This window comes from Allobosea sp. FBZP-16 (assembly GCF_002831785.1).
Lineage (GTDB): Bacteria > Pseudomonadota > Alphaproteobacteria > Rhizobiales > Beijerinckiaceae > Allobosea > Allobosea lupini.
On sequence record NZ_LNCQ01000007.1, the window covers coordinates 1 to 23,691 of the forward strand.

The following is a 23,691-nucleotide window of genomic DNA, read 5'->3' on the forward strand; positions in this document are numbered from 1 at the left end:
ACCGGGCCGCCGACCACCGCGCCGCCGACAGCACCCGCGGTCGCGCCGCCGACGATGCCGCTGGCCGCGCCGCCCTGGGCGCCGTCCGGGTTCTGGGCGAAGGCCGCAGCCGGGACGATGGCAAGGGCGGTGACGAGAGCAAGCTTCTTGAACATATCCGTTCTCCTTCCAGAGTGGGAACCTCGGGGAGGGAAACGGGAAGCTCTGCCTCAGGTTCCGCGCAGGCGGTCACGAGGTGTGAACAATCGTGACAAGCGTTAGGGGTTTGCCAGCTCGAACAAGGCGTTGGCGTCGATCACGAGCTCGATGCCGGCCGCTTGAAAATCGTGAACCTGGGTGCGTCGGGTGGCGCGGCCGGGATTGTCGAACAGCTCGTTCACCGTCGCTTCCTCCGACAGGAACAGGAAGTCGGCGTGGCTGCCGTGCTCGGGATAGGCGTCGATCGCGTGCCAGGTGCCTCGGTGGAACAGCACGCCTTCGCCGTCGAGCCGGAAGGCGCGCAGCGTCTCGGGCGCCGGCGGTGTGTCGGAGGGCTCGGCGACGACGATGATGGCGGGCGGTCCGCCAAGCGGCTGGCGCGCCTCGGTGACGTGCAGATGCCGCTCGATCAGAGCGACCACGAAGGGACGTGCATGGTAGCGCACGATCTGCAGCCGCGGCCGGCTTTCGGCGGCGAAGGGCTGGATCCAGATGTCGTAGCCCTCGCGGCCAGTGTCGCGCTCTCCCGATGGAGACAGGACACGACCGTAGGGAGCGAAGGCTTCGGCGGAGAGCGGGGAGATGGGCAGGGCAACGCGGCGCATGCCGCATCCTAGTGCGCCAGGGCCAAAAGAAAACGGCGGGCCGTGAAGCCCGCCGTCGATAAGCCTTGTCGTCTACCGATTCACTGCTTCGGCGCGGCGGACAGCACCGGCGAGAGCTTGTCGGCATCGCGCTTGATCAGCGCGGCGAAGCCGGCCGGGGTGCGCTCTTCCTTGGTCGGCAGCACGGTACCGAGATCGAGCAGGCGCTTCTTGACAGTCTCGTCGTTCAGCGCCTTGTCGAGCGCGTCGACCAGCTTGTCGACGGCCTCCTTCGGCAGGCCCTTCGGAGCGGCGATGCCGTTCCACGCTTCGATCTGGTACTCTGGGAGCCCGGCTTCCTTGGTGGTCGGCACGTCCGGCAGGGCAGGCGAGCGCTCCGCCGAAGCGACCGCATAGGCCTTGATCGTGCCGGCCTTGATCTGCTCGGCGACGCTGACGATCTGGTCGCACATGAAATCGACCTGGCCGGAAACGAGGTCGTTCAGCGCCGGACCCGTGCCGCGATAGGCGACCGAGTTCAGCTTCGGCACGCCGAGCTGGCCCTTGAGCAGGGTGCAGGTCGTCCAGGATACCGAGCCCACGCCGGCATGGGCTTCGTTCACCTTGTCGGAGTTCGCCTTCACATATGAGACGAACTCCTTGAGGTCCTTCGGCGCGAAGGCCTTCTTGGCGACGATCAGGATCGGCGTGCCGCCGGCGAGGCCGATCGTCTGCATGCCGTTGATCGGGTCGTACTTCAGGCCGGGATAGGTCGCCGGAGCCGCCGAGAAGGTACCGAGGTGCCCCATCGCGATGGTGTAGCCATCCGGCGCCGCGGTCACCGCACGGGTGATGCCGGTGGTGCCACCGGCGCCGGCGACGTTCTCGACCACGATCTGTTGGCCGAGCGTCTTCGACATGTTCTCGCTGACGATGCGGGCGATGATGTCGGTCGGGCCGCCGGCGGCGAAGGGCACGATCATGGTGATCGGGCGCTCCGGATATTTGGACTGGGCCTGCGCCGGCAGCGCCAAGGCGAGCGCTGCGGCGAGACCGAGGGCGAGTGTTTTCATGGGTAGTCCTCCCTGACGCGATACAATGAAGATGGTGGAACGGAGTTGAGCGACAACCCCGTCATTCGGTGAAGACCTCGTCGCGCTTCTTCGACATCGACGGCAGCAGCGCGATGACGAGGATGGCGACGGCGACCAGCAGCAGGCCGGCCGAGATCGGCCGCTCGATGAAGGTCATGAACGAGCCGCGCGAGATGATCAGCGCCTGGCGCAGCTTCTCTTCCATCAGCTTGCCGAGCACGAAGCCGAGCAGCATCGGGGCCGGCTCGAAGCCGAGCTTGATCAGGAGATAGCCGAACAGGCCGAACAGCGCGGTGAAGGCGACGTCGACAGGCTGGTTGTTCACCGAGTAGATGCCGATCGAGCAGAAGATCAGGATCGCCGGGAACATCAGGCGATAGGGCACCTGCAGCAGCTTCACCCAGACGCCGACCAGCGGCAGGTTGATGATCAGCAGCATCAGGTTGCCGATCCACATCGAGGCGATCATGCCCCAGAACAGGTCGGGGTTCTTGGTCATGACCTGCGGGCCGGGGATGATGCCGTGGATCGTCATCGCGCCGACCATCAGCGCCATCACCGCATTCGGCGGGATGCCGAGGGTCAGCAGCGGGATGAAGGCGGTCTGCGCGCCGGCGTTGTTGGCCGATTCTGGCCCGGCGACGCCCTCGATCGCGCCCTTGCCGAAGCGCGAGGGATCCTTGGCGAGCTTCTTCTCGATCGTATAGCTCGCGAACGGCCCGAGCACCGCGCCGTTGCCCGGCAGAATGCCGAGGATGCCGCCGATGAAGGTGCCGCGCAGGCATGGCGCCGCCGACTGCTTGATGTCGTTCCAGTCGGGCAGCAGCTTGCCGATCTTCGACTTGACCACGTCGCGCGCTTCCGGATTCTCGAGGTTACGCAACACCTCGGCGAAGCCGAACACGCCCATGGCGAGCACGGCGAAGTCGACGCCGTCGGAGAGCGGCGGGAAGCCGAAGGTCATGCGCTCCTGGCCGGTCTCGAGGTCGGTGCCGACGGTCGAGAGCAGCAGGCCGAGCATGATCATGCAGAAGGCCTTGAGGATCGAGCCGCGCGCCAGCACGACCGCGAAGCACAGGCCCATCACCATCAGCGAGAAGTATTCGGCGGGGCCGAACAGCAAGGCGAGCCGGGTCAGCGGCGCGCCGAGCGCGGCGATGATCACGGTCGCGACGCAGCCGGCGAAGAAGGAGCCGATCGCGGCGGTGCCGAGCGCGACGCCGGCGCGGCCCTGCTTGGCCATCTGATGGCCGTCGAGCGTGGTGACGACGGCGGTGGCCTCGCCGGGGATGTTGACCAGGATCGCGGTGGTCGAGCCGCCATACTGGGCGCCGTAGTAGATGCCGGCGAGCATGATCAGCGCGCCGACCGGGTCGAGGCCGAAGGTGATCGGCAGCAGCATCGCGATGGTGGCGACCGGGCCGACACCCGGCAGAACGCCGATCAGCGTGCCGACCAGGCAACCGACGAAGCAGAGCGCGATGTTCTTCAGCGTCAGCGCGACGCCGAAACCCAGCGAGAGGTGGGCGAGCATTTCACTCATGGATCAGATCCCCAGCAGCCAGGGCGCCAGCGGGATCGGCAGACCCAGCGCGTATTTGAACATCAGGGCGCAGCCCGCCGTCATCGCGATCGCGAAGATCACGAGCTCCTTGAGCTTCACATCCTCCGCCGCAAGGCCGGAGATGATCACGACGAGCGGACCGGAGACCAGCATGCCGAGCTGCGGCACCTTGAGCGGGCCGATCTCGAAGCCGCGGATGGTCAGGCCGAAGACGACCGCCGCGCCGAGCACGAAGATGACGCCGCGCCAGGACCAGCCGGCCAGCTTCTCGCCATTGTAGCGCAGCGAGTTGAAGGCGAGCACCGCGCCCAGGCCGGCGCAGATCCAGGCGAAGGCCTTGGGCAGCATGCCCGGGCCGATCTGGCGGAGCGTCCCGGTCGGAAGGTCGCTCGACAGGATGAGCGCCAGCGCAGCGAGCGCGATCATGAACAGGCCGGCGGCCAGGTCCTGTGTCGAGCGGATACGCCAACCTCGCGCCGCGTCGATCTTGTTCAGACTCATCAATGTCCTCCGGCTCGGGTGGTTGCTGTGCGTGCGGCAGGCTTCCTGCCGCGCCCGGTTACGCTGAACGGCAGGACGTTGCCGTCGTCGATCAGGGTCACGCTCTCGCGCAGAATGGCGAGGAAATCATCGCGGGCGACGAGTTTCTGGTGCGGCCGCCAGGCGACGCCGACGAGGGCGCCGGGCGGCGGCGGGTCGAGCAGCGCGCCGCGCAGGCGCCGCATGGTGACGCCCGGGAAGCTCAGCCGCGAGACCCAGTCAGGCGCGAGCGCCATGCCGAGCCCGGCCGCGACCGCGGACATCATCGCCGGCTTCTCGGTCGCCTCGATGGTGACGTTGGGCACCGCGCCGACGCTCTCGAAATAGGCCATGACGAGATCGTAGGCGAAGGGGCGGATACGCTTCGAGGGCACCACGAAAGGCTCGCCGACAAGGTCCTGCATGGTCAGGTGCTCGCGCGCTGCGAGCGGGTGGTTCTCGCTCAGCACCACGATCGGCCGCTCGACGCGCAGAATCTCGAAGGCGCAGTCGGTCGGCTTGCGCGGCGGGCGCAGCAGAGCGAGATCGAGCTTGCCGGCCTCCAGCATCTGCACCAGCGGCGCCGTCATCGCCTCGACGAACTTGATCTCGATGCGGGGATGGCGCGAGCGGAACGTCACCAGCGCTTCCGGCACGAAGCTCGACGAGGCCGCGTCGATCGCGCCGACACGCAGGACCTTGCTCGAGGCCAGCGACGCTTCGCGCACCGAGCGCGATGCGCGTTCCATCCGGACGAGGATGGCCTTGGCTTCCTCGAGCATGATCAGGCCGGCGCGCGTGAGCGCGACCTGCCGGGTGGTGCGCGTCAGCAGGCTGACGCCGAGCTCGTCCTCGAGCGCGCTGATCTGGCGTGAAAGGGCTGGTGGTGCGAGGCCGAGCCGCTCGGCCGCCCGGCCGAAGTGCAGCTCTTCCGCCACCGCGATGAAACATCGCAGTTGCCGCAGGTCCATGGTTGTCGCGCTCCCCTCTGGCGTATCGCTTTTTGTGATATCTGCCAGTTGTTTCGGTTATGCCCTTTAGCGCTATCCGCCGGTTTTGCGACCCTAGAGCAATTCATAATTTATTGGCAACAAAGCTTGCTGCAACGGGAAGGGTGTCCACAGGGGGGAACGCCGCTCGCATGCTTGAGCCGAGCGCAATGAATTGATTTTACAGGAGTTTATGGACGCCGGCCGAAGCTGGTCAAGCTGTCGGCAGGTTCGCCCGCCGCCTGCTCCATAACCCGGCCACGCGGCCGTCGATCAGGGCAAGCCCGACAAAGATCGCCGCCATACCGGCGAAATGGCGGGGCAGAAGCTCTTCGCCAAGAAGCCCGGAGCCGAGCAGTATGGCGCTGACCGGGATCAGGAAGGTCACCAGCATGACGTTGCTGGGCCCGGCTGTGCGCATGATCCTGAAGAAGAGGATGTAGGCCAGCGCCGTCGAGATCAGGGCGAGGCCGACCGCCGCAAGGATCGCCTGCTGCGAGGGCACCGGCAGCGTCCACGGCGGATGCAGGAAAAAGACGATCGGGACGATCATCACCGTCGAGGCCGTGAGCTGCCCCGTGGCGGCGACGAGCGGCGGCATGCCGCGGAAGCGCCGTCCGAACAGGCCGGAAAAGGCATAGGACACCGCGGCGAGGACGCAGGCGAGCTGCGCCGCCAGGTTGGAGCCGAGGCCTCCGAGTGCATCGGGACCCATCAGGATGCCGACGCCGACGAGACCAGCCAGGACGCCGCCGAGCTTCAGCCCGGTCGCCTTCTCATTGGCGAAGCAGTGCATCACCAGCACCGAGAAGATCGGCGTCGTCGCGTTCAGGATCGAGGCGAGGCCACTGGCGATCTGCTGCTGGCCCCAGAGAAACAGGCTGAACGGGATGAGGTTGTTGAGGATGCCCATCCCGAAGAAGGCCAGCCAGACGCTGCGGCCGACCGCCATCGAGTGCCCGGTGATCCGCACCACCAGCAGCAGCGCCAGCGCCGCCAGACCGACGCGCACCTGCACGACGGCGAAGGGTGGCCATTCCGCCACGGTGAGCTTGTTGAAGAAGAACGAGCCACCCCACAGGATCGAGAGGGCGACGAGCAGGAGCCATTCGGTCGGGCCCATGCGGAGCGAGGGAGCAGAGGCTGGCTGTGTCATGGCGCAATCAGTCCTCGCAGGGCCGGTCATCCTGCGTCAGTAGGTGGCCGGGCAGGACCCGGCCACCCGATTTCCGCCAGAGCGTTATGCCGGCTCCGCATCGCGCGCCGCCCACATCGCCTTGAAGGCGGGGCGCTGGTGCAGCTTGTCGAGCCAGGCCTTGACGTTCGGCGCGGCATCGAAGAGCTGCGTTGCCGGCTTGGCGTAGCGGATGACCTCGCCGACATTGATGTCGGCGACGGTGAAGCGCCCGCCCATGACATAGCCGCCGCCGTCCGCCAGGGCCTTGTCGAGCACGGCGAATGGCGCGGCCAGCGCCTCGAGCGCCTTGCTGACGATGGCCGGGTCACGCTTCTCCGGCGGATAGGCGGCGAGATGATAGGTCAGGTTGAGCGCGTTCGTCTCGCATTCGGTCGCGGCCCAGAGTGCCCACATCGCGGCGAGCCCCTCCTCCTGGACGTCCTTCGGCGCGACCGGGCCGCCATGCTTGCGGGCGAGGTAGAGGTTGATCGCCAGCGATTCGTGCATGACGAAGCCGTCATCGTCGATCGACGGGATATGACCGTTCGGATTGACCTCGAGAAACTCGGCGCTGCGGGTATGCACGGGGGCATCGGCCGCCTTCGGATCGGGCAGGCGATAGGCCTGGATCACCGGCACATGCTTGAAGGTGATGCCGAGCTCGTTGGCGAGCCAGACATTGCGCGTCGCGCGCGAGCGATAGCAGCCATAGATGGTCAGGGACATGGGCGTTTCCGGCAGACGGGGATGGGCTCCGAATCCAGCGGATGCGGAGAAGAAAATTCTACGAAGCTCAGCCGAGCTGACGCAAGGTCTCGCGCGCGATGATCAGGCGCTGGATCTCGGAGGTTCCTTCGTAGATCCGGGTGATGCGGGCGTCGCGCGCATAGCGCTCGACCGGGAAGTCGCGGCAATAGCCGGCACCGCCATGGATCTGGATCGCCGTATCGGTGCAGCGATGTGCCGCCTCCGAGGCGAAGAGCTTGGCCATCGAGGCCTCCTTGGCGAAGGGTTCGCCACGATCCTTCTTCGCGGCGGCATCGAGGATCAGGAGGCGCGCCGCGTGCAGGTCGAGCTCGCGGTCGGCGATCATCCACTGCAGGCCCTGGAAGTCGGAGATCGCCTGCCCGAACTGCTTGCGCTCGCGGGCATAGGACTTGGCGGCGTCCATCGCGGCGCGAGCGATGCCGAGCGAGACGGAAGCGACGCCGATGCGCCCGCCGGCGAGTTCGCCGACGGCGACGCGGAAGCCGTCGTTCTCCTTGCCCATCAGGTTGGCGGCGGGGATGCGCGCGGCGTCGAAATGGATGGTGTTGGTCGCCGAGCCGGTCTGGCCCATCTTCTTTTCGGCCTTGCCGATGCTGACGCCGGGCGTATCGGCCGGCACCAGGAAGACCGAGATGCCCTTGCCCTTCGGCGCCTCGGGATTGGTCACGCCCCAGACGACGAAGAGTCCGGCATATTCGCCGGAGGTGATGTAGATCTTCTGGCCATCGAGGACGTAGCTATCGCCGTCGCGCCGGGCGCGCAGCTTCATGCCGGCGGGGTCGGAGCCCGCCCCTGACTCGGTGAGGCAGAAGGCCCCGGCCGGATAGGTGCCATCAGCCAGCTTCGGCAGATAGGTCGATTTCTGCGCCTCGTTGCCGACGGCCTGGATGACTTCGCCGACCATGTTGGTCACCGACGTCGTGACCGCAGTCGAGGCGCAGGCGGCGGCGAGTTCCTCCAGCGCCAGGGCGAAAGAAACGGTGCCGGCCTCGGTTCCGCCGAACAGGCCCTTGACGTTGAGCGCCATGAAGCCGTTTTCGGCGAGCAGCTTGAGGTTGGCAAGGAACTCGGCTCGGCCCTCGCCGCGGTCGAGCTGCTCGGCCAATGGCGCCAGCCGGTCCGCCGCGAGCTTGCGCGCGCTCTCGCGGATGAGTTCTTCTTCTTCGCTGAGCGCGAACTGCATGCGGATGCTCACCGATCGGGGGCAGGGGCGCGAAGTCTAGAGCGAGCTGCGCCGTGCGCCAATGCGCGGCTCCGCTTTCCCCGGCGTGCGCATTGAGGCGCTGTCCGCGCAGTTGAGGCTCAGCTTGCCAGCACCCGTTGCGGCGGGAAGGTGACCTCGACCAGCGTCCCTTCCTTCTTGACGCTGGTGATGGAGAGCGCCGCGCGGTTGGCTTCGACCAGCGCCTTGGTCAGGGGCAGGCCGAGGCCGGTCCCACCCGATCTGCGCGTCGTCGGCACCTGCCGGAACGGCTCCAGCGCCAATTTAATCTCGTCATCGTCCATGCCGATGCCGGTGTCGCGGACCCGCAGGATCGCCTCGCCCTGATCGCCGAGCGCGGTCGAGACGATCACCTGTCCGCCGGCATCTGTGAACTTCACCGCATTGGAGAGCAGGTTGATCACGATCTGGCGCAGCGAACGCTCGTCGGCGACCACCGGCGGCAGCTTCGGCGCGAGACCGGAACGCAGCACGACACGGCCGCGCTGGGCTTCCGGCTGCAGCAGATTGACGGCCGAGAGCGCGATCTCGTTCAGGTTGACGCTGACGAAGTCGAGGTCGAGCTTGCCGGCCTCGATCTTGGCAAGGTCGAGCAGATCGTTGACCAGGCTGATGACGTAGCCGCCCGACAGGTGGATGTCGCGCAGATACTCCTTGTAGCGCTCGTTCTCGATCGGGCCGAAGCGCTCCTCCGCCATCACCTCGGCGAAGCCGATGATGGCGTTGAGCGGCGTGCGGATCTCGTGGCTGATCTTGGCCAGCACGTCCGATTTCTGCGCGCTCGCCTTCTCGGCGCTCTTGCGCGCTTCGACCAGCTCGCCCTCGGTCTTCTTCCAGGCGGTGATGTCGCGCAGGACCGCGCAGAACTTGCTGTCCGGCCCTTCGGCGATGCGGCCCATGGTCATGAATAGCGGGATGCGCCCGCCCTGGCGCACGCGGCCGATGACCTCGCGGCCATCATTCATCAGCGAGGCGACGCCGCCGCCGATCAGCCCATCGAGATAGTCGAGGGCGGGCGAATGACTCTCCGGCGCGAAGAGCAGCGTGAAGAGCTCGCCGGCAACCTCGCGCTGGTCATAGCCGAACAGCGCCTCGGCGCTCTTGTTGAGCGACAGAATGCGCCCGCGCCCGTCGACGGTGACGACGCCATCCGTCGCGGTGTCGAGCATCGCAGACAGCTCGGATACGCGAGCGTCGTTGGCCTGTCCCTCCAGCCGCAGCTGCTCGACGCGGGACGTGGCCTCTTCTTCCTCCGCCGCGAACTCGGCCGCGAGCTCCTGCTCTTCCGCCTCCTCGGGCGTCAGCATCCTGAGGTCGCCGCCCGGCACGCTGTTGCGGAAGGCCATCAGCGTCGCGGGCTCGCCCTGCCAGCTCACGCTGGAGAGCCGGCCGTCGACGCTGATCAGCCCGCCCTTGCGGTCGACCAGGATCATCGCGCCGTCGCTGCTGCGGCTCACGCCCCTGATCAGCGTGCTGATGCCGCCCGCCGCCGAGAGATCGTCGAGATCGGCATAATCCAGCAGGTCGAGCAGGGTGCGGTTTGCGTAGAGTGCCGTCTCGTCGCGATTGACCAGCACGGCGATCGGGAGTCGGTCCAGAATCTCCGCATGGGCGTTGGCGACGCGGGGGCGCCCTTCCGGAGCCGAGGGCTGCACCGGCGCAGCAGTCGAGGGAATCGCGGCAGACGATTCGTCCTTGGCGTCGTTCGCCTCCTTCTCTCGCACGCGCAGTTGCGCCGCGACCGGCAGACGCGGGCCGCCTGGCTCGTCTTCTTCGCCGGCGATGCGGGCGCCGAGCGCCTTGGCGATCTCGCGGAAGGCATTGCGTTCGGCCGAGGAGAGCAGGGTCTTGGACGGCTCGAGCACCGGGCGAACGGCGGCCAGATGGCCATTGCGCAGCGGCACGACATTGGCCGGCGGCGCTTCGGCAGCCGGCGGCGGTTCGCTGACCTTGGCAGCCTCGCCTCCGTCTTCGGCTTGCTCTGTCGTGGCATCGTCATCCGACGCTTCGGTCTCGGCTGGCGCGTCTTGCGCTTCCACGGTTTCGTCCGGCTCGGAGGACGCCTCGGCGGGCGCCTCCGGATCAGTCGGCACGCCATCGGTCTCGTCGTCGCCGGCCTCTGCCCGGGCCGGCTCGATCGGCGCCGCCTCGGCGGTTTCGATCGAAGGAACTGCGGGCGTGGGGGCTTCCGCAATGGCTGCGATCGGCGGTTCTGCCGCCGGGATATCAGCTTCCGGAACTAAGGAAGCGACGTTCGCTTCAGGCGTTTCGCGCCGCGGAAAAGTCTCGTTGGCGGGCGAGCGGGCGAGGCCGAAGCCGCGGAAGCCGGCGGGATTGCGCTCACTATCGAACAGCGGGAAGCCGGACAGCTCGACGCGTGCGCCTTCGTCTGGGGAAACGCGCCAGAGCACGGCCCGGCCGCTCCAGGTCGAGGAGGTCGCGAGGCGTGTCGCCAGGTCGCCCTCGAGATCGACGACGTCGCTGGCGAGCAGCGCGGACCAGTTGCGTCCCTGCGTTGCGCTCGCGACCTTCTGGCCGACCAGCGCCGCGAAGTCCTGCGACAGGCTGACCAGCGTCCCGTCGAGGTCGCTTTCCCACAGGAAGCGTAGATTGGCGCGGCGCGGCTGCTCGGGTGATTCGCCGGTGGTGCCTGCCACGACAGGCGCCGCCGAGGGCGCGGCAGGAGAGGGGGCAGCAACCGCCGCCGGCTCGTCCCTCGGCACGGTGATGCCGAGGCGGCGCAATTCGGAGGCGGTGACGCCGATCGCCAGCGCCAGGCCGGAGCCGGTCTCGATGCGCTTGCAGCCGCAGGTCACGAGCCCTGCGAGAGAGGCGCCGAGCCGCAATCGTTCCAGCCTCAGCGCCGTCGGTGAGGCGAGCCCGCCGGCAAGCAGCCGTAAACGCTCACGAGTCGCCGCGGGAAGCTTGGCGGCTCCGCCGAACGCGTCGAGCAGGGCCCGGCCGCCGGCGTTGGCGAAGGCCGGGGCGTCGCCGTCGGCGGGCCAGAGCAGCAGCGCGCCGTCACGGGCAAAGCCCGCGAGCGCGGGATCCAGCGCCAGGGCGCCGGTGAGGCCGTTCCAATCCTGTCCGGATTCGCTCATCCTGCTCCGCTCTGCTGCTGGCGACTCCAGCCCGCGCGAATATGCCTAACAAATCTTTAATAACTGCGCGAGCGGGGTGAATCCATGCGGGAACCCGGCCTCTCCCCTGACGTTTCAAAACAGCGTTAATATGCCGCCGCCGCCGTCTCGGTGGCGGCATTGTCATTGCACTGCAATAATGATATTGCAGTGCACAATAGGAGCGCGGCGCCGGAGACGGCGCGGACGCTTGGCTCGGTCGCAGGAGGACCTACCATGGACGGCAAGCTTCCCTACGAAGTTCCCACCGAGATGCGCGATTTCGCCGAAAAGAGCGTCGATCAGGCGCGCAAGGCCTTCGACGGCTTCATCGGTGCCGCCCAGAAGGCGGTCGACAGCGCCCATGGCTCGGCCGAGTCGGCCCGCGTCAACGTGCAGGACATGACCAAGAAGGCGATGTCCTATGCCGAGAACAATATCGCGGCCGCCTTCGATCTCGCCGACAAGCTGGTCAAATCCAAGGACATGAACGAGGTGCTCCAGCACCAGTCCGAATTCCTGAAGGCGCAGGTCGCCGCGCTGCAGGCGCAGCTCAAGGAAGTCGGCGCGAGCGTGCAGGATGCGGCCAAGAAGACGGCCGAGACCGCCGCCAAGGCGACCAAGCTGAAGTGAGGCCTTGAGCGCCGCGAGCGCGGAGCAGGCTTTCACGACCAAGCGGCCGGGCCGGTGCGTGACTCTTTGTTGGGGCGAGACTCGCCCTGCCGGAGTTCGCTCGTGCCCGGCTCCGTCTATCGCGCAGGCATGTCCTGCCGAAACCGTGAAGGAGAGATCCGATGGCTAAGCAGACGATCCCCGGCAAGGCGCCGGTCAGCCTCGCGCCGGTCAAGGCGCTGAGCGAGCCGAAGCCGGTTGCGCCGGCCGTGCAGGCTGCGCCCGTCAAGGCTCCGGAGGTCAGGCCGCTGGAATCCAAGCCGGTGGAAATCAAGCCTGTGGCCGAGGTGACGCCCGTTGCCGATCCGGTCGCGGTTGCGCCCGCTCCCAAGGTCGAATCGAAGTCCGCTGCCGCTGCTCCCAAGCCCGCTGCTCCCAAGCCCGCTGCTCCCAAGCCTGCTGCTACCGAGCCCGCCGTCCCGCAGCCGGTGGTGAAGCCCGCCCCGGTCGTTGCCGCCGCGCCCGCAGCGAAGCCTGTCGCAAAGCCTGCGGCCGAGCCCACCAAGCGTGTCGCCCCGCAGAAGACCAAGATTGCGAGGCCCTCCGCCAAGGTCGCTGCTCCGGCCCTCAAGCCCGCGCGTGCCAAGGTCGCTGCCGAGCCGGTCAAGGCGCAGCCCGCTCCCGCCAAGGTCGAACCCGCTGCTGTAAAGCCGGTGGCTCCCGTTGCGGCCAAGGTCACTGAAGCCGTTCAGCCAGCCAAGCCCGTTGCGGCGCCTGTGGCGATCGCCCCCGTTGTCGCCAAGCCGGTCGAGGCGCGGAAGCCGGCTCCCATCGCCGCTTTCTCGGCAGCCGTCTGGATCGAGCCGGCCCTGGCACTCACCCGCGCCTTCGGCGTCGTCCAGGCCAAGGTTCTCGACCATGCCTGCGCCGAGCTCAAGGCGACGCTGGGCGAGGTCGAGACCCTGGCGCGCACGCAGAGCACTGCAGATGCGGTCGCGCTCCAGACCAAGGCCTTCCGCCGCAGCTACGAATCCTTCGCCGCCCATCTCGGCGATCTCGCCGCGACGGCGCGCCAGGAACTGCCCCGCCGCTGATTTTGAAGGCCGGCGCGGTTTTCCACGCCCGGCCCTGTATTTGCCGTTGCATTCGGCGAGGCGTGGCACTAGGTTCCGCGCCGTCGCCGGATCGGTTCCAAGGTCGCGACTTCGGCGCGAGCCGTGCAGCCATAGCTCAGTTGGTTAGAGCGCTAGATTGTGGATCTAGAGGTCCCCCGTTCAAGCCGGGGTGGCTGTACCATCGCGATATCCCCGGATTATCGTTCTGAATAGGACCGGCGTAGTTCCGACCCGGTTGCGTCCTGGTGTGGCCAGCCGGACGCTCGATTGCCATGCCCTCGCTCATGGCTTCCGCAGTCCTCCACGAAACATTCGGCATGGGCCCGGGCGGTTGGGCTTTGCTCCATCAATCCGACTGCAACCTATAGTAGATTATTGTACTGGATAATATCCAGACAGAGCGCAAAAACTCTGGGCGCGAGCCTTGGCCCCGTTCCGCGTAATGCTTTGCTAACGATCTTCATTAAACGTCATTGACGTTGCGGCATTAACTTTGCGGTCAAGGGGCGGCCTGAATGAATCTTTTCAAAAAGAGCGGGACACAAGCGACTGCCGAGGCGATGTCGATTCGACGTTGGCAGGCCGTCATCGAATTTGATCTCGACGGCAAGATCATCGAGGCAAACGATCTGTTCCTGCAGGCTGTCGGTTACCAGCGTTCCGAGATCATCGGGCAGCATCACTCCATGTTCGTGCCGCCCGAGGAGAGGGCTACGGAAGCCTATCGCAGCTTCTGGCAGGATCTGAGCGGGGGCAAGGCGTTCCAGGCGCAGTTCGCGCGCGTTGCCAAGAGCGGCAAGCGGGTCTGGCTTCAGGCGACCTACACGCCGATCTGCGGAACCGACGGCAAGCGGCCGTTCAAGGTGATCAAGTACGCCAACGACATCACCGGCATCAAGGAAGCGGTGTCGAATGCTGAAGGTCAGCTCGCGGCGATCAGGAAGGCGCAGGCGGTCATCGAGTTCGATCTGACGGGCAAGGTTCTCGACGCCAACGAGAACTTCCTGAGGGCGCTGGGCTATACGATTGGTGAAGTCAAGGGACAGCACCATTCGATGTTCGCGCAGCCGCTCGAGCGCGACACCGAGGCTTACGCCCGGTTCTGGCAAAAGCTCGCATGCGGCGAATACGACGAGAACCAGTATCTGCGGATCGGCAAGGGCGGCCGCAAGGTCTGGATCCAGGCGAGCTACAACCCGATCCTCGATTCGCTGGGTAAGCCCTACAAGGTCGTCAAATACGCCACCGACATCACGGCCAGCAAGCTCGCCACCGCGGCGCTCGAGGCAGCGGTGGAGCAGACGCGCTCCGTCATCGTGGCCACGCAGGCGAAGGATTTGACGCAGCGCGTGCCGCTGGATGGCAAGTCCGGAGAGATCGGCGAACTCTGCAACGGCATCAATGAGCTTCTGGATACGTTCTCGAACGTGATTCAGACCGTCACCGGAATTTCCGAGCGCATCTCCGTCGGATCGCGTCGCATTGGTTCGGACAGCAAGGATCTTGCTCAGCGCACGGAAGAACAGGCCGCATCCCTCGAAGAGACCGCCGCGACCACGGAGGAGCTCGCGGCTTCCGTGAAGCAGAGCTTCGAGCGCGCTCGCGAGGCGGCTGAACTCGGGGCCGTGGCCAATGGCGTCGCCAACCGAGGCGGAGCCATCGTGGGCGATGCGGTGATCGCGATGGAGCGGATCGAGAAGGCGTCCGGCGATATCGGCGAGATCATCCGCGTCATCGACGACATCGCGTTCCAGACCAATCTGCTCGCCTTGAATGCGGCCGTCGAGGCGGCGAGGGCGGGGGATGCCGGCAAGGGCTTCGCAGTCGTCGCATCGGAGGTGCGCACGCTGGCGCAGCGCTCCAGCGATGCGGCCAACGACATCAAGAAGCTGATCACCAATTCCACTGCCGAGGTTGCAGGAGGCGTCAGGCTCGTCCAGCAGGCTGGGTCGGCGCTGGGAGAGATCGTCACCTCCTCGACCAGCGTCTCTGCCGCGTTGGATGAGATCAAGAGCGCCTCGCGCGAGCAGGCGAACGGGATCGAGGAAGTGGCGAAGGTTGTCGCCCATATGGACGAGATGACCCAGCGCAATTCGTCGATGGCCGATCAGAGTGCGAGCGTCGCAGCAGAGCTGCAATTGGCAACCGACTCGCTGCAGGGGCTCGTGGGCGGCTTCCGCGTCGCGGGCGTGGCGACGAAAGGCGATCGCACGGTCGAAGGCGTGGCTCAGTTGCGGCAAGCGGCCGCCCAGATGGCGCGCCCGGCTTCCGCCCCGGTGTCCCGTCAGGCAGGTTCAAGTCAACGCCGGGTCTCCAATGGCTCTGCGGCGGGCTGGGAAGAGTTCTAAGCCGGCGACTGCACGCGCCGGCAGATCGGCGAGCGCAACCGACTTCTGACCGTGTCGGGCTCACAGGGCGCGCTGGCGACAGTGCGCCCTGGTCCGGTCATGCCGCTCCCGGGCATTTGCACATGCTGCCCCGCAGCCTCTAGCCTGCGGCCGGATCGCGCGGCGTTGCGCGCTCCAGCCTCGGGAGCCGCCCATGCCCAGCAAGATCGATCTTCTCAATCCCGCTTCGCTCTCTCCGCCGACCGGCTATTCGCACCTCGCGATCGTCGAGGCCGGCAAGCAGGTGCATGTCTCCGGCCAGGTCGCTTACGACCCGATGGGCAAGGTGGTCGGGGAGGGTGATATCGCCGCCCAGGCCGAGCAGGTCTACGCCAACCTCGCCGCCGCCCTGGGCGCCGCCGGCACCGACTTCTCGAAAGTGTTCAAGCTGGTGACCTACGTCGTCGGGCTCAGCACCGAGAAGGCGGTCGCCGTACGCAAGGTGCGGATGAAGTATCTCGGCGATGGTCCCTATCCGGCGAGCACCATGGTCGGCGTCACCGCGCTCGTCGATCCGCGCCTGCTGATCGAGATCGAGGCGATCGCGGCGCTGGATTGAGGCGTCGTCCGCAGGGCTTGCGGCGGCACGCGCCGCTCGCCATATCTCAGTCACGCGGTTGGGTTCGCCTTTCGCGTGCGGGGTGCTGCGCAAGCGGGCTCCGATAGTTCCAGAGGCGCCTTTTCAAGGGCTTCGTGATGACGCGTCCGCCTAGCCTGTCGCATCCCTTCCTGCTCGGCTTCGACGATATCGAGCGGGCACTCGACCGTGTCGCCAAAGGCGCCGGCGATGGCTATCCGCCCTATAATATCGAGCGCATGCCGCGCACGGAGGATGAGCCCGACAAGCTCAGGATCACGCTCGCCGTGGCCGGGTTCTCGCGCGACCAGCTCGAGATCACGCTGGAGGAAAACCAGCTGACCATCCGCGGCCGGCAGGTCGACGACAAGACGCGGCATTTCCTGCATCGCGGCATCGCCGCGCGGCAGTTCCAGCGCTCCTTCCTGCTCGCCGACGGCATGCAGGTCCTGGGGGCTGATCTCTCGAACGGGCTGCTCGCCATCGATCTGGCCCGTCCGGAACCGGAACGGCTCGTCAGGCGTATCGATATCATGAGCCGCGACTAGGCCCCTGAGGGCTACAGAAGGTCTTTACGAGAAAGGCATGCGGTTTGCCTTCCGTTCATGATCAAGGATGCACAATCAAACGGCCTCGCACTGCTCTGAAGGAGGGCGCGATGACTGAGACCAGAAACAACCCTCTGACCACGGCCGAATTCGCCGCTCTCGGCAACGGCCAGGTCGCCTATCTCAAGCCGATCATGTCGGATGAGCTGGCCCGCATCTTTCCGCAGGCACCGGATATCGAACCCGGCCTGCAGCTCTTCGCGCTGCTTGCAGCCGACGGCGCGCCGATCCTGGTGACCGATTCCCGCGAGGCCGCGACGGCCAATGCCTGGGAGCACGATCTCCGGATGGTCAGCCTGCACTGACCCGAAACGTCTATGCCGTCGTGGGCGCGATGCCCTCGACGGCGGCGACGAGGCGCGCGATGTCCTCCGGCGTCGACAGGCGATGGTCGCCGTCCTTGACAAGGGTCAGCACGACCGGATCGTGCGGCAAGTGCTCGACCAGCTTGAGCGCCTGGCCATAGGGCACGTCGGGGTCCTTCATCCCCTGCAGGATATGGATGGGGCAGCCGGTTTCGAGCGGGTGCCCGAACAGGAGATGGTTCCGTCCGTCCTCGATCAGCGCCCGCGTGATCGGCATCGGTTCGGGAGAATACTCCGACGGCCGCTGCCAGACGCCGTCCCTGAGGATCGTTTCGCGGATCACCTCCGGCATCTGCGCCCACATCAGCTCTTCGGTGAAGTCGACCGCCGGCGCGATCAGGACGAGGCCGGCGGGCTGCAGGTCCGGTGCGGTGTTGCGCAGTTTCAGCGTCGTCAGCAGCGCGACCCAGCCGCCCATGGACGAACCGACCAGGACGGCAGGACCTTGCGTTTGGGCGGCGAGGACAGCCTGCGCATCCTCGATCCAGTGCGACATCGTCCACCGCGCGAACTCGCCGCCCGATTCGCCATGGCCGGCATAGTCGAAGCGGATGAAGGCGCGCCCGGTGCGCTCCGCCCAGGCGGCCAGCGCCTCGGCCTTGGTCGCGCGCATGTCTGAACGCAAGCCGCCGAGCCAGACCACCGGCGGGCCCTTGCCGGCTTGCGTCAGCACTGCGATCTCCCGGCGTTCCGCGCCGGAGCCGACGCTCAGAAATTGCGGCTGGGGCCTCGTCACTTTAATCTCTCCTGTGATGAACCGGGCGAAAGCAGGTATAACCCTGCTGCAATCCCGCCCGATTTTGTGATCATCACGACCCCGATAGCATCGGCGAGTCGCCAAGCAGAAGGCCCTTTCGAATAGTGAGCATCTCCCTGCGTTCCGGCGCGCACCTCTCCCTGCCGTCGACCGAGACGCATCCGCTGGCCGGGCGCACCGTGCTGCAGATCATCCCGGAGCTGGAAGCCGGCGGCGCCGAGCGCACTGCGGTCGACATCGCCGCTGGGCTGACCGAGGTCGGCGCGCGGGCGCTGGTCGCGACGGAGGGTGGGCGGCTCGTCGCCGAGCTGCAGGCCAAGGGCGGCATCTGGCTGCCGTTTCCGGCGGCGGCCAAGAACCCCGTCTCGATGCTGCTCAACGTGCGGACCTTCGCCCTGCTCTGCAAGCGCGAGCGGGTCGAGCTCGTTCACGCCCGTTCGCGGGCGCCGGCCTGGGTCGCGCTGGCGGCGACGCGGGCGCTGAAGCTCCCCTTTGTCACCACCTATCACGGCTCCTACAATGCCCGCTCGGTGGTGAAGAACCTGTACAATTCGGTGATGGCGCGCAGCGACGTCGTCATCGCCAACTCCGGCTACACCGCCGACCTGATCCGCGCCCGCCACCCCTTCGCCCGCGACCGCATCCGCGTCGTCCATCGCGGTACCGATTTCTCCGCCTTCGCGCCGTCGGCGGTGAGCCCGGAGCGGATCAGCGCCCTGCGCAGCGCCTGGGGCGTCGAGCCGCATCAGCGCATCGTGCTGCTGCCTGGCCGGCTCACCGGCTGGAAAGGCCAGAAGGTGCTGATCGAGGCGGCGCGCCAATTGCGTGATGCCGGCGATGAGGACACCGCCTTCATTCTCGCCGGCGACGCTCAAGGCCGCGATGGCTATGTCCGCGAGCTCGACGACGCCATTGCCAGGGCCGGGCTCGAGGGCCGGGTCCGCCGCGTCGGCCATTGCTCGGACATGCCGGCCGCCTTCCTGGCGGCGGCCGTGGTGGCGGTCCCCTCGACGGAGCCGGAAGCCTTCGGCCGTGTCGCAGTAGAGGCGCAGGCCATGGGCACGCCGGTCGTCGTCTCCAACCTCGGCGCCGTGCCGGAGACGGTGCTGGCCCCGCCCCAGGTCGCGCCGCAGGAACGATCCGGCTGGCATGTCCCGCCCGATGATGCGGCGGCGCTCGCGCAAGCCCTGCGCGAGGCGCTGGCGCTGCGCCCCTCCGCCCGCGATGCGCTGGCGCGCCGCGCCCGGCTGCATGTCGAGCGCCACTTCTCATTGGCCTCGATGGTCAATGACACACTCGATGTCTATTGCGCCCTGCTCGGGCGCTGAAACCGGCCTGATCCATTGACAACGCTTCGCGTTGTGCAATGTGTCTCACCAACGGCGCGATGCGCGCCATTCACAGGAGAATACAGCCATTCGTCGTCCATTCCGTGCCGCACCAGCCCCCGTCAAGGACGGTCCTCGCGCCAACCGCGACATCCGTGGCGTCCGCGACGTCCAGCTCATCGACGATACCGGCGCCAATCGTGGCGTGGTCTCGTTCTTCGAGGCGCTCAAGATTGCCGAGGACGCCGGTCTCGATCTGGTCGAGATCGCCCCCAATTCTGTGCCTCCGGTCTGCAAGATCCTCGACTACGGCCGCTTCCGCTTTCTCGAGCAGAAGAAGGCGTCCGAGGCGCGCAAGAAGCAGCGCACCATCGAGATCAAGGAAATCAAGCTTCGCCCCGGCATCGACAAGCACGACTACGACGTGAAGATGAAGGCGATGCACGGCTTCTTCGAGGAGGGCGACAAGGTGAAGGTCACCTTGCGCTTCCGCGGCCGCGAGATGGCGCACCAGGACCTCGGCGTGAAGGTGCTGGAGCGCGTCAAGGTCGATACCGTCGACGTCGCCAAGGTCGAGAGCGACTGGCAGCTCGAAGGCCGCCAGATGGTCATGGTGCTCGCGCCTCGATAAGGCGCGGGCGTCACGAAGACGTGAAAAAGGGCGCACTGCCGGTGCGCCCTTTTTCGTTCAGCCCAGCAGGCGTTTCAACTTGCGGACCGCGCTGTCCGGCGTTGTCAGCACCGGCTTGCCCGTCATCTCCGCCACCGCCGATGCGGCCCGTGCCAGGCTGAACTGCGCCAGAGCGATTGCGTCGCACCCCGCCAGATCGCTAGCCGCCAACGCCGCCAGCCGGTCGTGCTCGGCCCCGTCGCCGCGATCGAGCGCGGCGAGCGCGCCCTCCGCCAGCTTCGGCGTGACAGTCAGCGATCCCGGAAATTCCGGCGGCATCGACTGCAGCGTCGGCCCGAAGCTGGCGAGCAGGCCGATCCGGCCACCGATCGCCATGGCTTCCTCGATCATCGCCTCGTTCGGCTTCAGCACGGGCAGGGGAGCCAGCGCGCGCTGCACCGCCTCGATGCAGGGGCCGAAGGCCGAGCAGGTGAAGAGGATGCCGTCGGCGCCGGTCGCCCGCGCATAGCTGGCGAGGCTGAGGAAGCGCCCGGTCATCGCCTCGGTGATCCGCCCGTCGCGGGAGAGATCGGCCGAGAGGCTGTCGTCGAGCAGGTTCATCAGCGTGACTTCTGGCCACAGCCGCGCGAACGCCGCCTCGATCGGAGGCGGCGAATGGCGCAGCGCATGGATCAGCGCGATCCGCATCAGCGAATGGGATGCGGGTATTGCAGCCCGCCCTTGGAGGCGAGGTCGTTCAGCCCCCGCTTCAACTGCAGCTTCGAGCCCCCACCGACATTGCGCTCGAAGCTCTCGCCGTAATTGCCGATGTGCTTGATGACGCGATAGGCCCAGTCATTGCTCAGGCCGAGGCCCTCGCCGAACTTGCCTTCGACGCCGAGCAGCCGCTTGATCTCGGGATTGCCCGATTTCAGCTGCTCGTCGACATTGGCCTTGGTCACGCCGAGCTCCTCGGCGTTGAGCATGGCGTAGTGCACCCATTTCACCAGCGCGACCCAGCTCTCGTCGCCCCGCTTCACCGCCGGGCCGAGCGGCTCGCGCGAGATCAGCGTCGGCAGGATGACGAAATCGTCGGGCTTGGAGAATTTCAGGCGCTCGGCGGCGAGGCCCGAGGTGTCGGTGGTGAAGGCGTCGCAGCGCCCGGCCTCCAGCGCCTTCACGCCCTCCTCGTTGGTGGCGAAGCCGATGATCTCGTATTTGAGTTTGTTGGCGCGGAAGAAGTCGGCGAGGTTGAGCTCGGTCGTCGTGCCTTGCGTCACGCAGATCGAGGCGCCTTCCAGCCCCTTCGCCTCGGTGACTCCGAGCGACTTGCGCACCATGAAGCCCTGGCCGTCGAAATAGTTGATGATCGGCCAGGACATGCCGGCCGAGGTGTCGCGCGACATCGTGTAGGTCGCGTTGCGGGCGAGCATGTCGACCTCGCCGGACTGGACCACGACGAAGCGCATCTGCGGCGTCGTCGGCACGAACTTGACCTTGTTGGGGTCGTTGAAGATCGCGGCAGCGACGGCGCGGCAGAGATCGATGTCGAGCCCGTCCCAGCGCCCGTCCGCCCCCTGGATGCCGAAGCCGGGCAGGGCGATATGGTTGCCGCACATCAGTTCGCCGCGCGCCTTGACGCGGTCGAGCGTGCTGGTCTGGGCGCTGGCAGCGCCGGTGAAGCCGAGCGCGGCGAGCCCGGCAAAAGCCAAATGTTTCAGTCGTTTCATGATCGTTCCCCTGTTGTGGAAGCACCGGGCTCTTGTCGGCCCGGATCCTGGTTGAGCCTTTAGGCCGGTTGGGCCGAGGCCAAACTCGCATCGAGCGCGTCGCCCAGCCGCTCGACGATGGTGTCGACGGTCGCCGCGTCGATGATGAAGGGCGGCGCCAGCAGGACATGGTCGCCGGCGGTGCCGTCGGCCGTGCCGCCCATCGGGTAGACCAGCAGGCCGCGCTCCTGTGCCGCCTGCTTGATCCTGGCGTTGAGTTTGAGCGCCGGGTCGAAGGGCGTCTTGGTCGAGCGGTCGGCGACGATCTCGACGCCCCAGAAATGGCCGCGCCCCCGGATGTCGCCGACATGGTGGTGATTGCCGAAGCGCTCGCGCAGGCGCTGCTCCAGCCGCGCTCCTTGCCTGCGGACATTGGCGAGCAGGTCGTCGCGCTCGATCACCTGCTGCACCGCCAGCGCGGTGGCGCAGGCGAGGGGATGGCCCACATAGGTCTGGCTGTGCGGGAAGACGCCCGAGCCCTGCCGGACCGTCTCGACGATCCGCTTCGAGGCCAGCATCGCGCCGATCGGCGCATAGCCGCCGCCGAGCCCCTTGGCTATCGCCATCAGATCGGGGGCGATGCCCTCCTGCTCGCAGGCATGCAGTGTCCCGGTGCGGCCCATGCCGCTCATGACTTCGTCGAGGATCAGCAGCACGCCGTGGCGGTCGCAGATCTCGCGGATACGCCTGAAATAGCCGGGCGCGGCCGGCACTGCGCCGAGCGTCGCGCCGACCACCGTCTCGGCGACGAAGGCGCAGACCGTCTCAGGTTCGAGCTCCAGGATCTTGTCCTCGAGCTCGTCGGCGACGCGTAGCCCATACTCTTCGCTGGTCTCGTCGGACCGGCGGCCGCGATACTCATAGCAGGGCGAGATATGGTGCCCCTGCATCAGCATCTGCTCGAAGGGTGCGCGGTCCTTCATCCGCCCACCGACCGAAAGCGCGCCGAGCGTGATGCCGTGATAGCTCTGCCGGCGCGAGATGAAGTTGACGCGACGCGTCTCACCCTTCTCGACGAAATAATGCCGGGCCAGCTTCAGGCAGGCCTCGATCGCTTCCGAGCCCGAACTGCAGAAATAGACTGAACCCATGCCGGCAGGCGCCCGTGCGATCAGATGGTCGGCGAGCTCTTCGGCCGCGTCGGTGGTGAAGAAGCTGGTATGGGCGTAGGCGAGCTTGTCGATCTGCGCATGCATCGCCGCCAGCACGTCGGGATGGCCATGGCCGAGACAGGACACCGCGGCGCCGCCCGAAGCGTCGATATGCTCGCGCCCGTCGCGGTCGCGCAGCACCATGCCCTCGCCGCCGGCCGCGGTCGGATAGGTCTTGCTCAGCATGCGATGCAGGATGTGGCTCATCGATGGCCTCGCCTGGTGGATCGGGGAGTGAGGAAGGTGCCGGCCGCGTCGAGCGCGGCTTCGTGGCGAGCAATCGCGTCGAGCGCGGCCTTGCCCTTGCGCGCCGTCATCAGCGCCGCCAGGCATTCGACTGCGGCGAAGGCCGGCGTCATCGTGTGGAAGAAGGAGGGCGTCTCGGTCCGCACCAGCAGTGCCACATCGGCGATGGCGGCGAGCGGAGAGAGAGCGCTGTCGGTCAGCGCTATAACCTTTGCGCCGCGCTCCCGCGCTATCTCCGCAGCCTGCACGGTCTGGCGCGTATAGGGCGCGACCGAGACGGCGAAGAGCGCATCGCCCGGCCCGATCCGGCGCAGCGCGTCGATGCCGCGCCCGCCGGCGCCGTCGGCCAGCACCGAGCTCGCCCCGATCAGATCGCGGATGTAGTCGAGCATGAAGGCGGCCGGAAAGGCCGAGCGCAGGCCGAAGCAGAACACCGTCTGCGCCTCGCTCAAGAGGTCGGCGGCCTGCTCGAAACGGGCGAGCGCCTGTGGTTCGCGCAATGCCTTGAGATGTTGGGCCAGTGCCGCGAACATGTCCTGCGCGATCGCGCTTGGACCCTCGTCGCCATGGCGCTGCATCAATTCGCCGGCGCGGCCGGCAAAGCCCTCCGGCCGCCGCCGCAAGGCTGCCGCATGGACGGCGCGCAACTCGTCATAGCCCTTGAGGCCGAAGCGCTGCGCCAGCCGGGTGAGGGTGGCGGGCGACAGACCGGCGCGCTTGGCCTGCTCGCGCGTCGTCAGCAGCGCGACATCGGCCGGATGGTCCAGTACCCAGCGTGCCGCCGCCTGCAATTGCTGCGGCAGCTGTTCGAAGCTCTCGGTGAGGCTTGCCGTCAGGCCGGATTTGTCCATGCGCCCGAGCTTAGCAGGGGTGCGCACACTATGAAACATATTATTTGATATGACAGATATGAAACAATCGTTTCACATCTT

General features: G+C 67.0%; 22 protein-coding genes and 1 tRNA gene. 9 read left to right on the top strand and 14 right to left on the bottom strand.

All coding sequences use genetic code 11. The features are described from left to right. Positions 1-257 precede the first annotated feature (257 nt). From CXY91_RS01815 to CXY91_RS01855, 9 genes are all read right to left on the bottom strand, one after another. On the bottom strand, positions 258-803 hold the full coding sequence (locus tag CXY91_RS01815; protein WP_100959073.1) for an ureidoglycolate lyase: 546 nt from the start codon (positions 801-803) through the stop codon (positions 258-260). A gap of 80 nt (positions 804-883) precedes the next feature. Next, entirely contained in the window at positions 884-1,855 is a 972-nt protein-coding gene (locus CXY91_RS01820; protein ID WP_100959074.1) for a tripartite tricarboxylate transporter substrate-binding protein, read from the bottom strand. Positions 1,856-1,916: 61 nt separating this feature from the next. Further along, positions 1,917-3,419, bottom strand: coding sequence for a tripartite tricarboxylate transporter permease (locus tag CXY91_RS01825; RefSeq protein WP_100959075.1), 1,503 nt, complete (start codon positions 3,417-3,419; stop codon positions 1,917-1,919). 3 nt (positions 3,420-3,422) lie between these two features. Beyond that, positions 3,423-3,941 (bottom strand): tripartite tricarboxylate transporter TctB family protein, encoded by a 519-nt coding sequence (locus CXY91_RS01830; protein ID WP_100959076.1) that lies wholly within the window; start codon positions 3,939-3,941, stop codon positions 3,423-3,425. Continuing rightward, positions 3,941-4,930 carry a LysR family transcriptional regulator gene (locus tag CXY91_RS01835; RefSeq protein WP_100959077.1) on the bottom strand — a complete coding sequence of 330 codons (990 nt, stop codon included), beginning with the start codon at positions 4,928-4,930 and terminating at the stop codon, positions 3,941-3,943. Before CXY91_RS01835 ends, CXY91_RS01830 begins: the two co-directional genes overlap by 1 nt. A gap of 232 nt (positions 4,931-5,162) precedes the next feature. Further along, positions 5,163-6,104, bottom strand: a complete 942-nt coding sequence (locus tag CXY91_RS01840; protein ID WP_248307315.1) for a DMT family transporter — start codon at positions 6,102-6,104, stop codon at positions 5,163-5,165. Positions 6,105-6,188: 84 nt separating this feature from the next. After that, the gene (locus tag CXY91_RS01845) at positions 6,189-6,851 is read right to left on the bottom strand and encodes a glutathione S-transferase family protein (protein ID WP_091831731.1); all 663 of its coding nucleotides are present in this window, start codon (positions 6,849-6,851) and stop codon (positions 6,189-6,191) included. A gap of 67 nt (positions 6,852-6,918) precedes the next feature. Beyond that, positions 6,919-8,076, bottom strand: coding sequence for an acyl-CoA dehydrogenase family protein (locus CXY91_RS01850; RefSeq protein WP_091831729.1), 1,158 nt, complete (start codon positions 8,074-8,076; stop codon positions 6,919-6,921). 119 nt (positions 8,077-8,195) lie between these two features. After that, the gene (locus CXY91_RS01855) at positions 8,196-11,216 is read right to left on the bottom strand and encodes an ATP-binding protein (protein ID WP_100959079.1); all 3,021 of its coding nucleotides are present in this window, start codon (positions 11,214-11,216) and stop codon (positions 8,196-8,198) included. A 255-nt stretch (positions 11,217-11,471) separates the two neighbouring features. Between CXY91_RS01855 and CXY91_RS01860 the strand changes: the two genes are divergently transcribed. From CXY91_RS01860 to CXY91_RS01890, 7 genes are all read left to right on the top strand, one after another. Further along, positions 11,472-11,867: a phasin gene (locus tag CXY91_RS01860; protein ID WP_091831724.1), complete on the top strand. Its 396-nt coding sequence runs from the start codon at positions 11,472-11,474 to the stop codon at positions 11,865-11,867. A gap of 161 nt (positions 11,868-12,028) precedes the next feature. Continuing rightward, a complete protein-coding gene (locus CXY91_RS01865) occupies positions 12,029-12,940 on the top strand; it encodes a hypothetical protein (protein ID WP_100959080.1) in 912 nt (303 codons plus the stop codon). Positions 12,941-13,065: 125 nt separating this feature from the next. Further along, positions 13,066-13,142, top strand: a tRNA-His gene (locus CXY91_RS01870). Positions 13,143-13,476: 334 nt separating this feature from the next. Further along, positions 13,477-15,309 (top strand): methyl-accepting chemotaxis protein, encoded by a 1,833-nt coding sequence (locus tag CXY91_RS01875; RefSeq protein WP_100959081.1) that lies wholly within the window; start codon positions 13,477-13,479, stop codon positions 15,307-15,309. A 193-nt stretch (positions 15,310-15,502) separates the two neighbouring features. Further along, complete coding sequence (locus CXY91_RS01880; protein ID WP_100959082.1) at positions 15,503-15,907, top strand: RidA family protein; 405 nt, start codon at positions 15,503-15,505, stop codon at positions 15,905-15,907. A gap of 137 nt (positions 15,908-16,044) precedes the next feature. After that, positions 16,045-16,473 (top strand): Hsp20 family protein, encoded by a 429-nt coding sequence (locus tag CXY91_RS01885; protein ID WP_091831716.1) that lies wholly within the window; start codon positions 16,045-16,047, stop codon positions 16,471-16,473. 110 nt (positions 16,474-16,583) lie between these two features. Next, positions 16,584-16,838, top strand: a complete 255-nt coding sequence (locus CXY91_RS01890) for a BQ00720 family protein (RefSeq protein WP_091831714.1) — start codon at positions 16,584-16,586, stop codon at positions 16,836-16,838. Positions 16,839-16,848: 10 nt separating this feature from the next. On the opposite strand, the gene CXY91_RS01895 is transcribed toward CXY91_RS01890, so the two are convergent. Then, positions 16,849-17,634 carry an alpha/beta hydrolase gene (locus CXY91_RS01895; RefSeq protein ID WP_199777333.1) on the bottom strand — a complete coding sequence of 262 codons (786 nt, stop codon included), beginning with the start codon at positions 17,632-17,634 and terminating at the stop codon, positions 16,849-16,851. A 131-nt stretch (positions 17,635-17,765) separates the two neighbouring features. On the opposite strand from CXY91_RS01895, the gene CXY91_RS01900 reads away from it, so the two are divergent. After that, positions 17,766-18,983: a glycosyltransferase family 4 protein gene (locus CXY91_RS01900; protein WP_248307317.1), complete on the top strand. Its 1,218-nt coding sequence runs from the start codon at positions 17,766-17,768 to the stop codon at positions 18,981-18,983. 88 nt (positions 18,984-19,071) lie between these two features. Next, positions 19,072-19,614, top strand: coding sequence for a translation initiation factor IF-3 (gene infC / locus CXY91_RS01905; protein WP_091832415.1), 543 nt, complete (start codon positions 19,072-19,074; stop codon positions 19,612-19,614). Positions 19,615-19,671: 57 nt separating this feature from the next. Here the strand turns inward: infC and CXY91_RS01910 are convergent, their stop codons facing one another. Genes CXY91_RS01910 through CXY91_RS01925 form a run of 4 tightly spaced genes read right to left on the bottom strand, consistent with a single transcriptional unit; the run spans position 19,672 to position 23,610 of the window. Beyond that, positions 19,672-20,301: an aspartate/glutamate racemase family protein gene (locus CXY91_RS01910; RefSeq protein ID WP_100959083.1), complete on the bottom strand. Its 630-nt coding sequence runs from the start codon at positions 20,299-20,301 to the stop codon at positions 19,672-19,674. After that, positions 20,301-21,323 carry an amino acid ABC transporter substrate-binding protein gene (locus CXY91_RS01915; RefSeq protein WP_100959084.1) on the bottom strand — a complete coding sequence of 341 codons (1,023 nt, stop codon included), beginning with the start codon at positions 21,321-21,323 and terminating at the stop codon, positions 20,301-20,303. The genes CXY91_RS01910 and CXY91_RS01915 overlap by 1 nt, the downstream gene beginning before the upstream one ends. Before the next feature lie 59 nt (positions 21,324-21,382). Next, the gene (locus CXY91_RS01920) at positions 21,383-22,720 is read right to left on the bottom strand and encodes an aspartate aminotransferase family protein (protein ID WP_100959085.1); all 1,338 of its coding nucleotides are present in this window, start codon (positions 22,718-22,720) and stop codon (positions 21,383-21,385) included. Beyond that, positions 22,717-23,610 carry a MurR/RpiR family transcriptional regulator gene (locus tag CXY91_RS01925; RefSeq protein ID WP_158673229.1) on the bottom strand — a complete coding sequence of 298 codons (894 nt, stop codon included), beginning with the start codon at positions 23,608-23,610 and terminating at the stop codon, positions 22,717-22,719. Before CXY91_RS01925 ends, CXY91_RS01920 begins: the two co-directional genes overlap by 4 nt. Positions 23,611-23,691: the final 81 nt, after the last annotated feature.

Coding starts and splice junctions, on each gene's coding strand:
- CXY91_RS01865 (WP_100959080.1), top strand. CDS start 12,029: ATGGCTAAGCAGACGATCCCCGGCAAGGCGCCGGTCAGCCTCGCGCCG.
- CXY91_RS01855 (WP_100959079.1), bottom strand. CDS start 11,216: ATGAGCGAATCCGGACAGGATTGGAACGGCCTCACCGGCGCCCTGGCG.
- CXY91_RS01925 (WP_158673229.1), bottom strand. CDS start 23,610: ATGGACAAATCCGGCCTGACGGCAAGCCTCACCGAGAGCTTCGAACAG.
- CXY91_RS01875 (WP_100959081.1), top strand. CDS start 13,477: ATGAATCTTTTCAAAAAGAGCGGGACACAAGCGACTGCCGAGGCGATG.
- CXY91_RS01830 (WP_100959076.1), bottom strand. CDS start 3,941: ATGAGTCTGAACAAGATCGACGCGGCGCGAGGTTGGCGTATCCGCTCG.
- CXY91_RS01860 (WP_091831724.1), top strand. CDS start 11,472: ATGGACGGCAAGCTTCCCTACGAAGTTCCCACCGAGATGCGCGATTTC.
- CXY91_RS01920 (WP_100959085.1), bottom strand. CDS start 22,720: ATGAGCCACATCCTGCATCGCATGCTGAGCAAGACCTATCCGACCGCG.
- CXY91_RS01820 (WP_100959074.1), bottom strand. CDS start 1,855: ATGAAAACACTCGCCCTCGGTCTCGCCGCAGCGCTCGCCTTGGCGCTG.
- CXY91_RS01910 (WP_100959083.1), bottom strand. CDS start 20,301: ATGCGGATCGCGCTGATCCATGCGCTGCGCCATTCGCCGCCTCCGATC.
- CXY91_RS01890 (WP_091831714.1), top strand. CDS start 16,584: ATGACTGAGACCAGAAACAACCCTCTGACCACGGCCGAATTCGCCGCT.
- CXY91_RS01845 (WP_091831731.1), bottom strand. CDS start 6,851: ATGTCCCTGACCATCTATGGCTGCTATCGCTCGCGCGCGACGCGCAAT.
- CXY91_RS01840 (WP_248307315.1), bottom strand. CDS start 6,104: ATGACACAGCCAGCCTCTGCTCCCTCGCTCCGCATGGGCCCGACCGAA.
- CXY91_RS01825 (WP_100959075.1), bottom strand. CDS start 3,419: ATGAGTGAAATGCTCGCCCACCTCTCGCTGGGTTTCGGCGTCGCGCTG.
- CXY91_RS01915 (WP_100959084.1), bottom strand. CDS start 21,323: ATGAAACGACTGAAACATTTGGCTTTTGCCGGGCTCGCCGCGCTCGGC.
- CXY91_RS01885 (WP_091831716.1), top strand. CDS start 16,045: ATGACGCGTCCGCCTAGCCTGTCGCATCCCTTCCTGCTCGGCTTCGAC.
- CXY91_RS01880 (WP_100959082.1), top strand. CDS start 15,503: ATGCCCAGCAAGATCGATCTTCTCAATCCCGCTTCGCTCTCTCCGCCG.
- CXY91_RS01815 (WP_100959073.1), bottom strand. CDS start 803: ATGCGCCGCGTTGCCCTGCCCATCTCCCCGCTCTCCGCCGAAGCCTTC.
- CXY91_RS01835 (WP_100959077.1), bottom strand. CDS start 4,930: ATGGACCTGCGGCAACTGCGATGTTTCATCGCGGTGGCGGAAGAGCTG.
- CXY91_RS01850 (WP_091831729.1), bottom strand. CDS start 8,076: ATGCAGTTCGCGCTCAGCGAAGAAGAAGAACTCATCCGCGAGAGCGCG.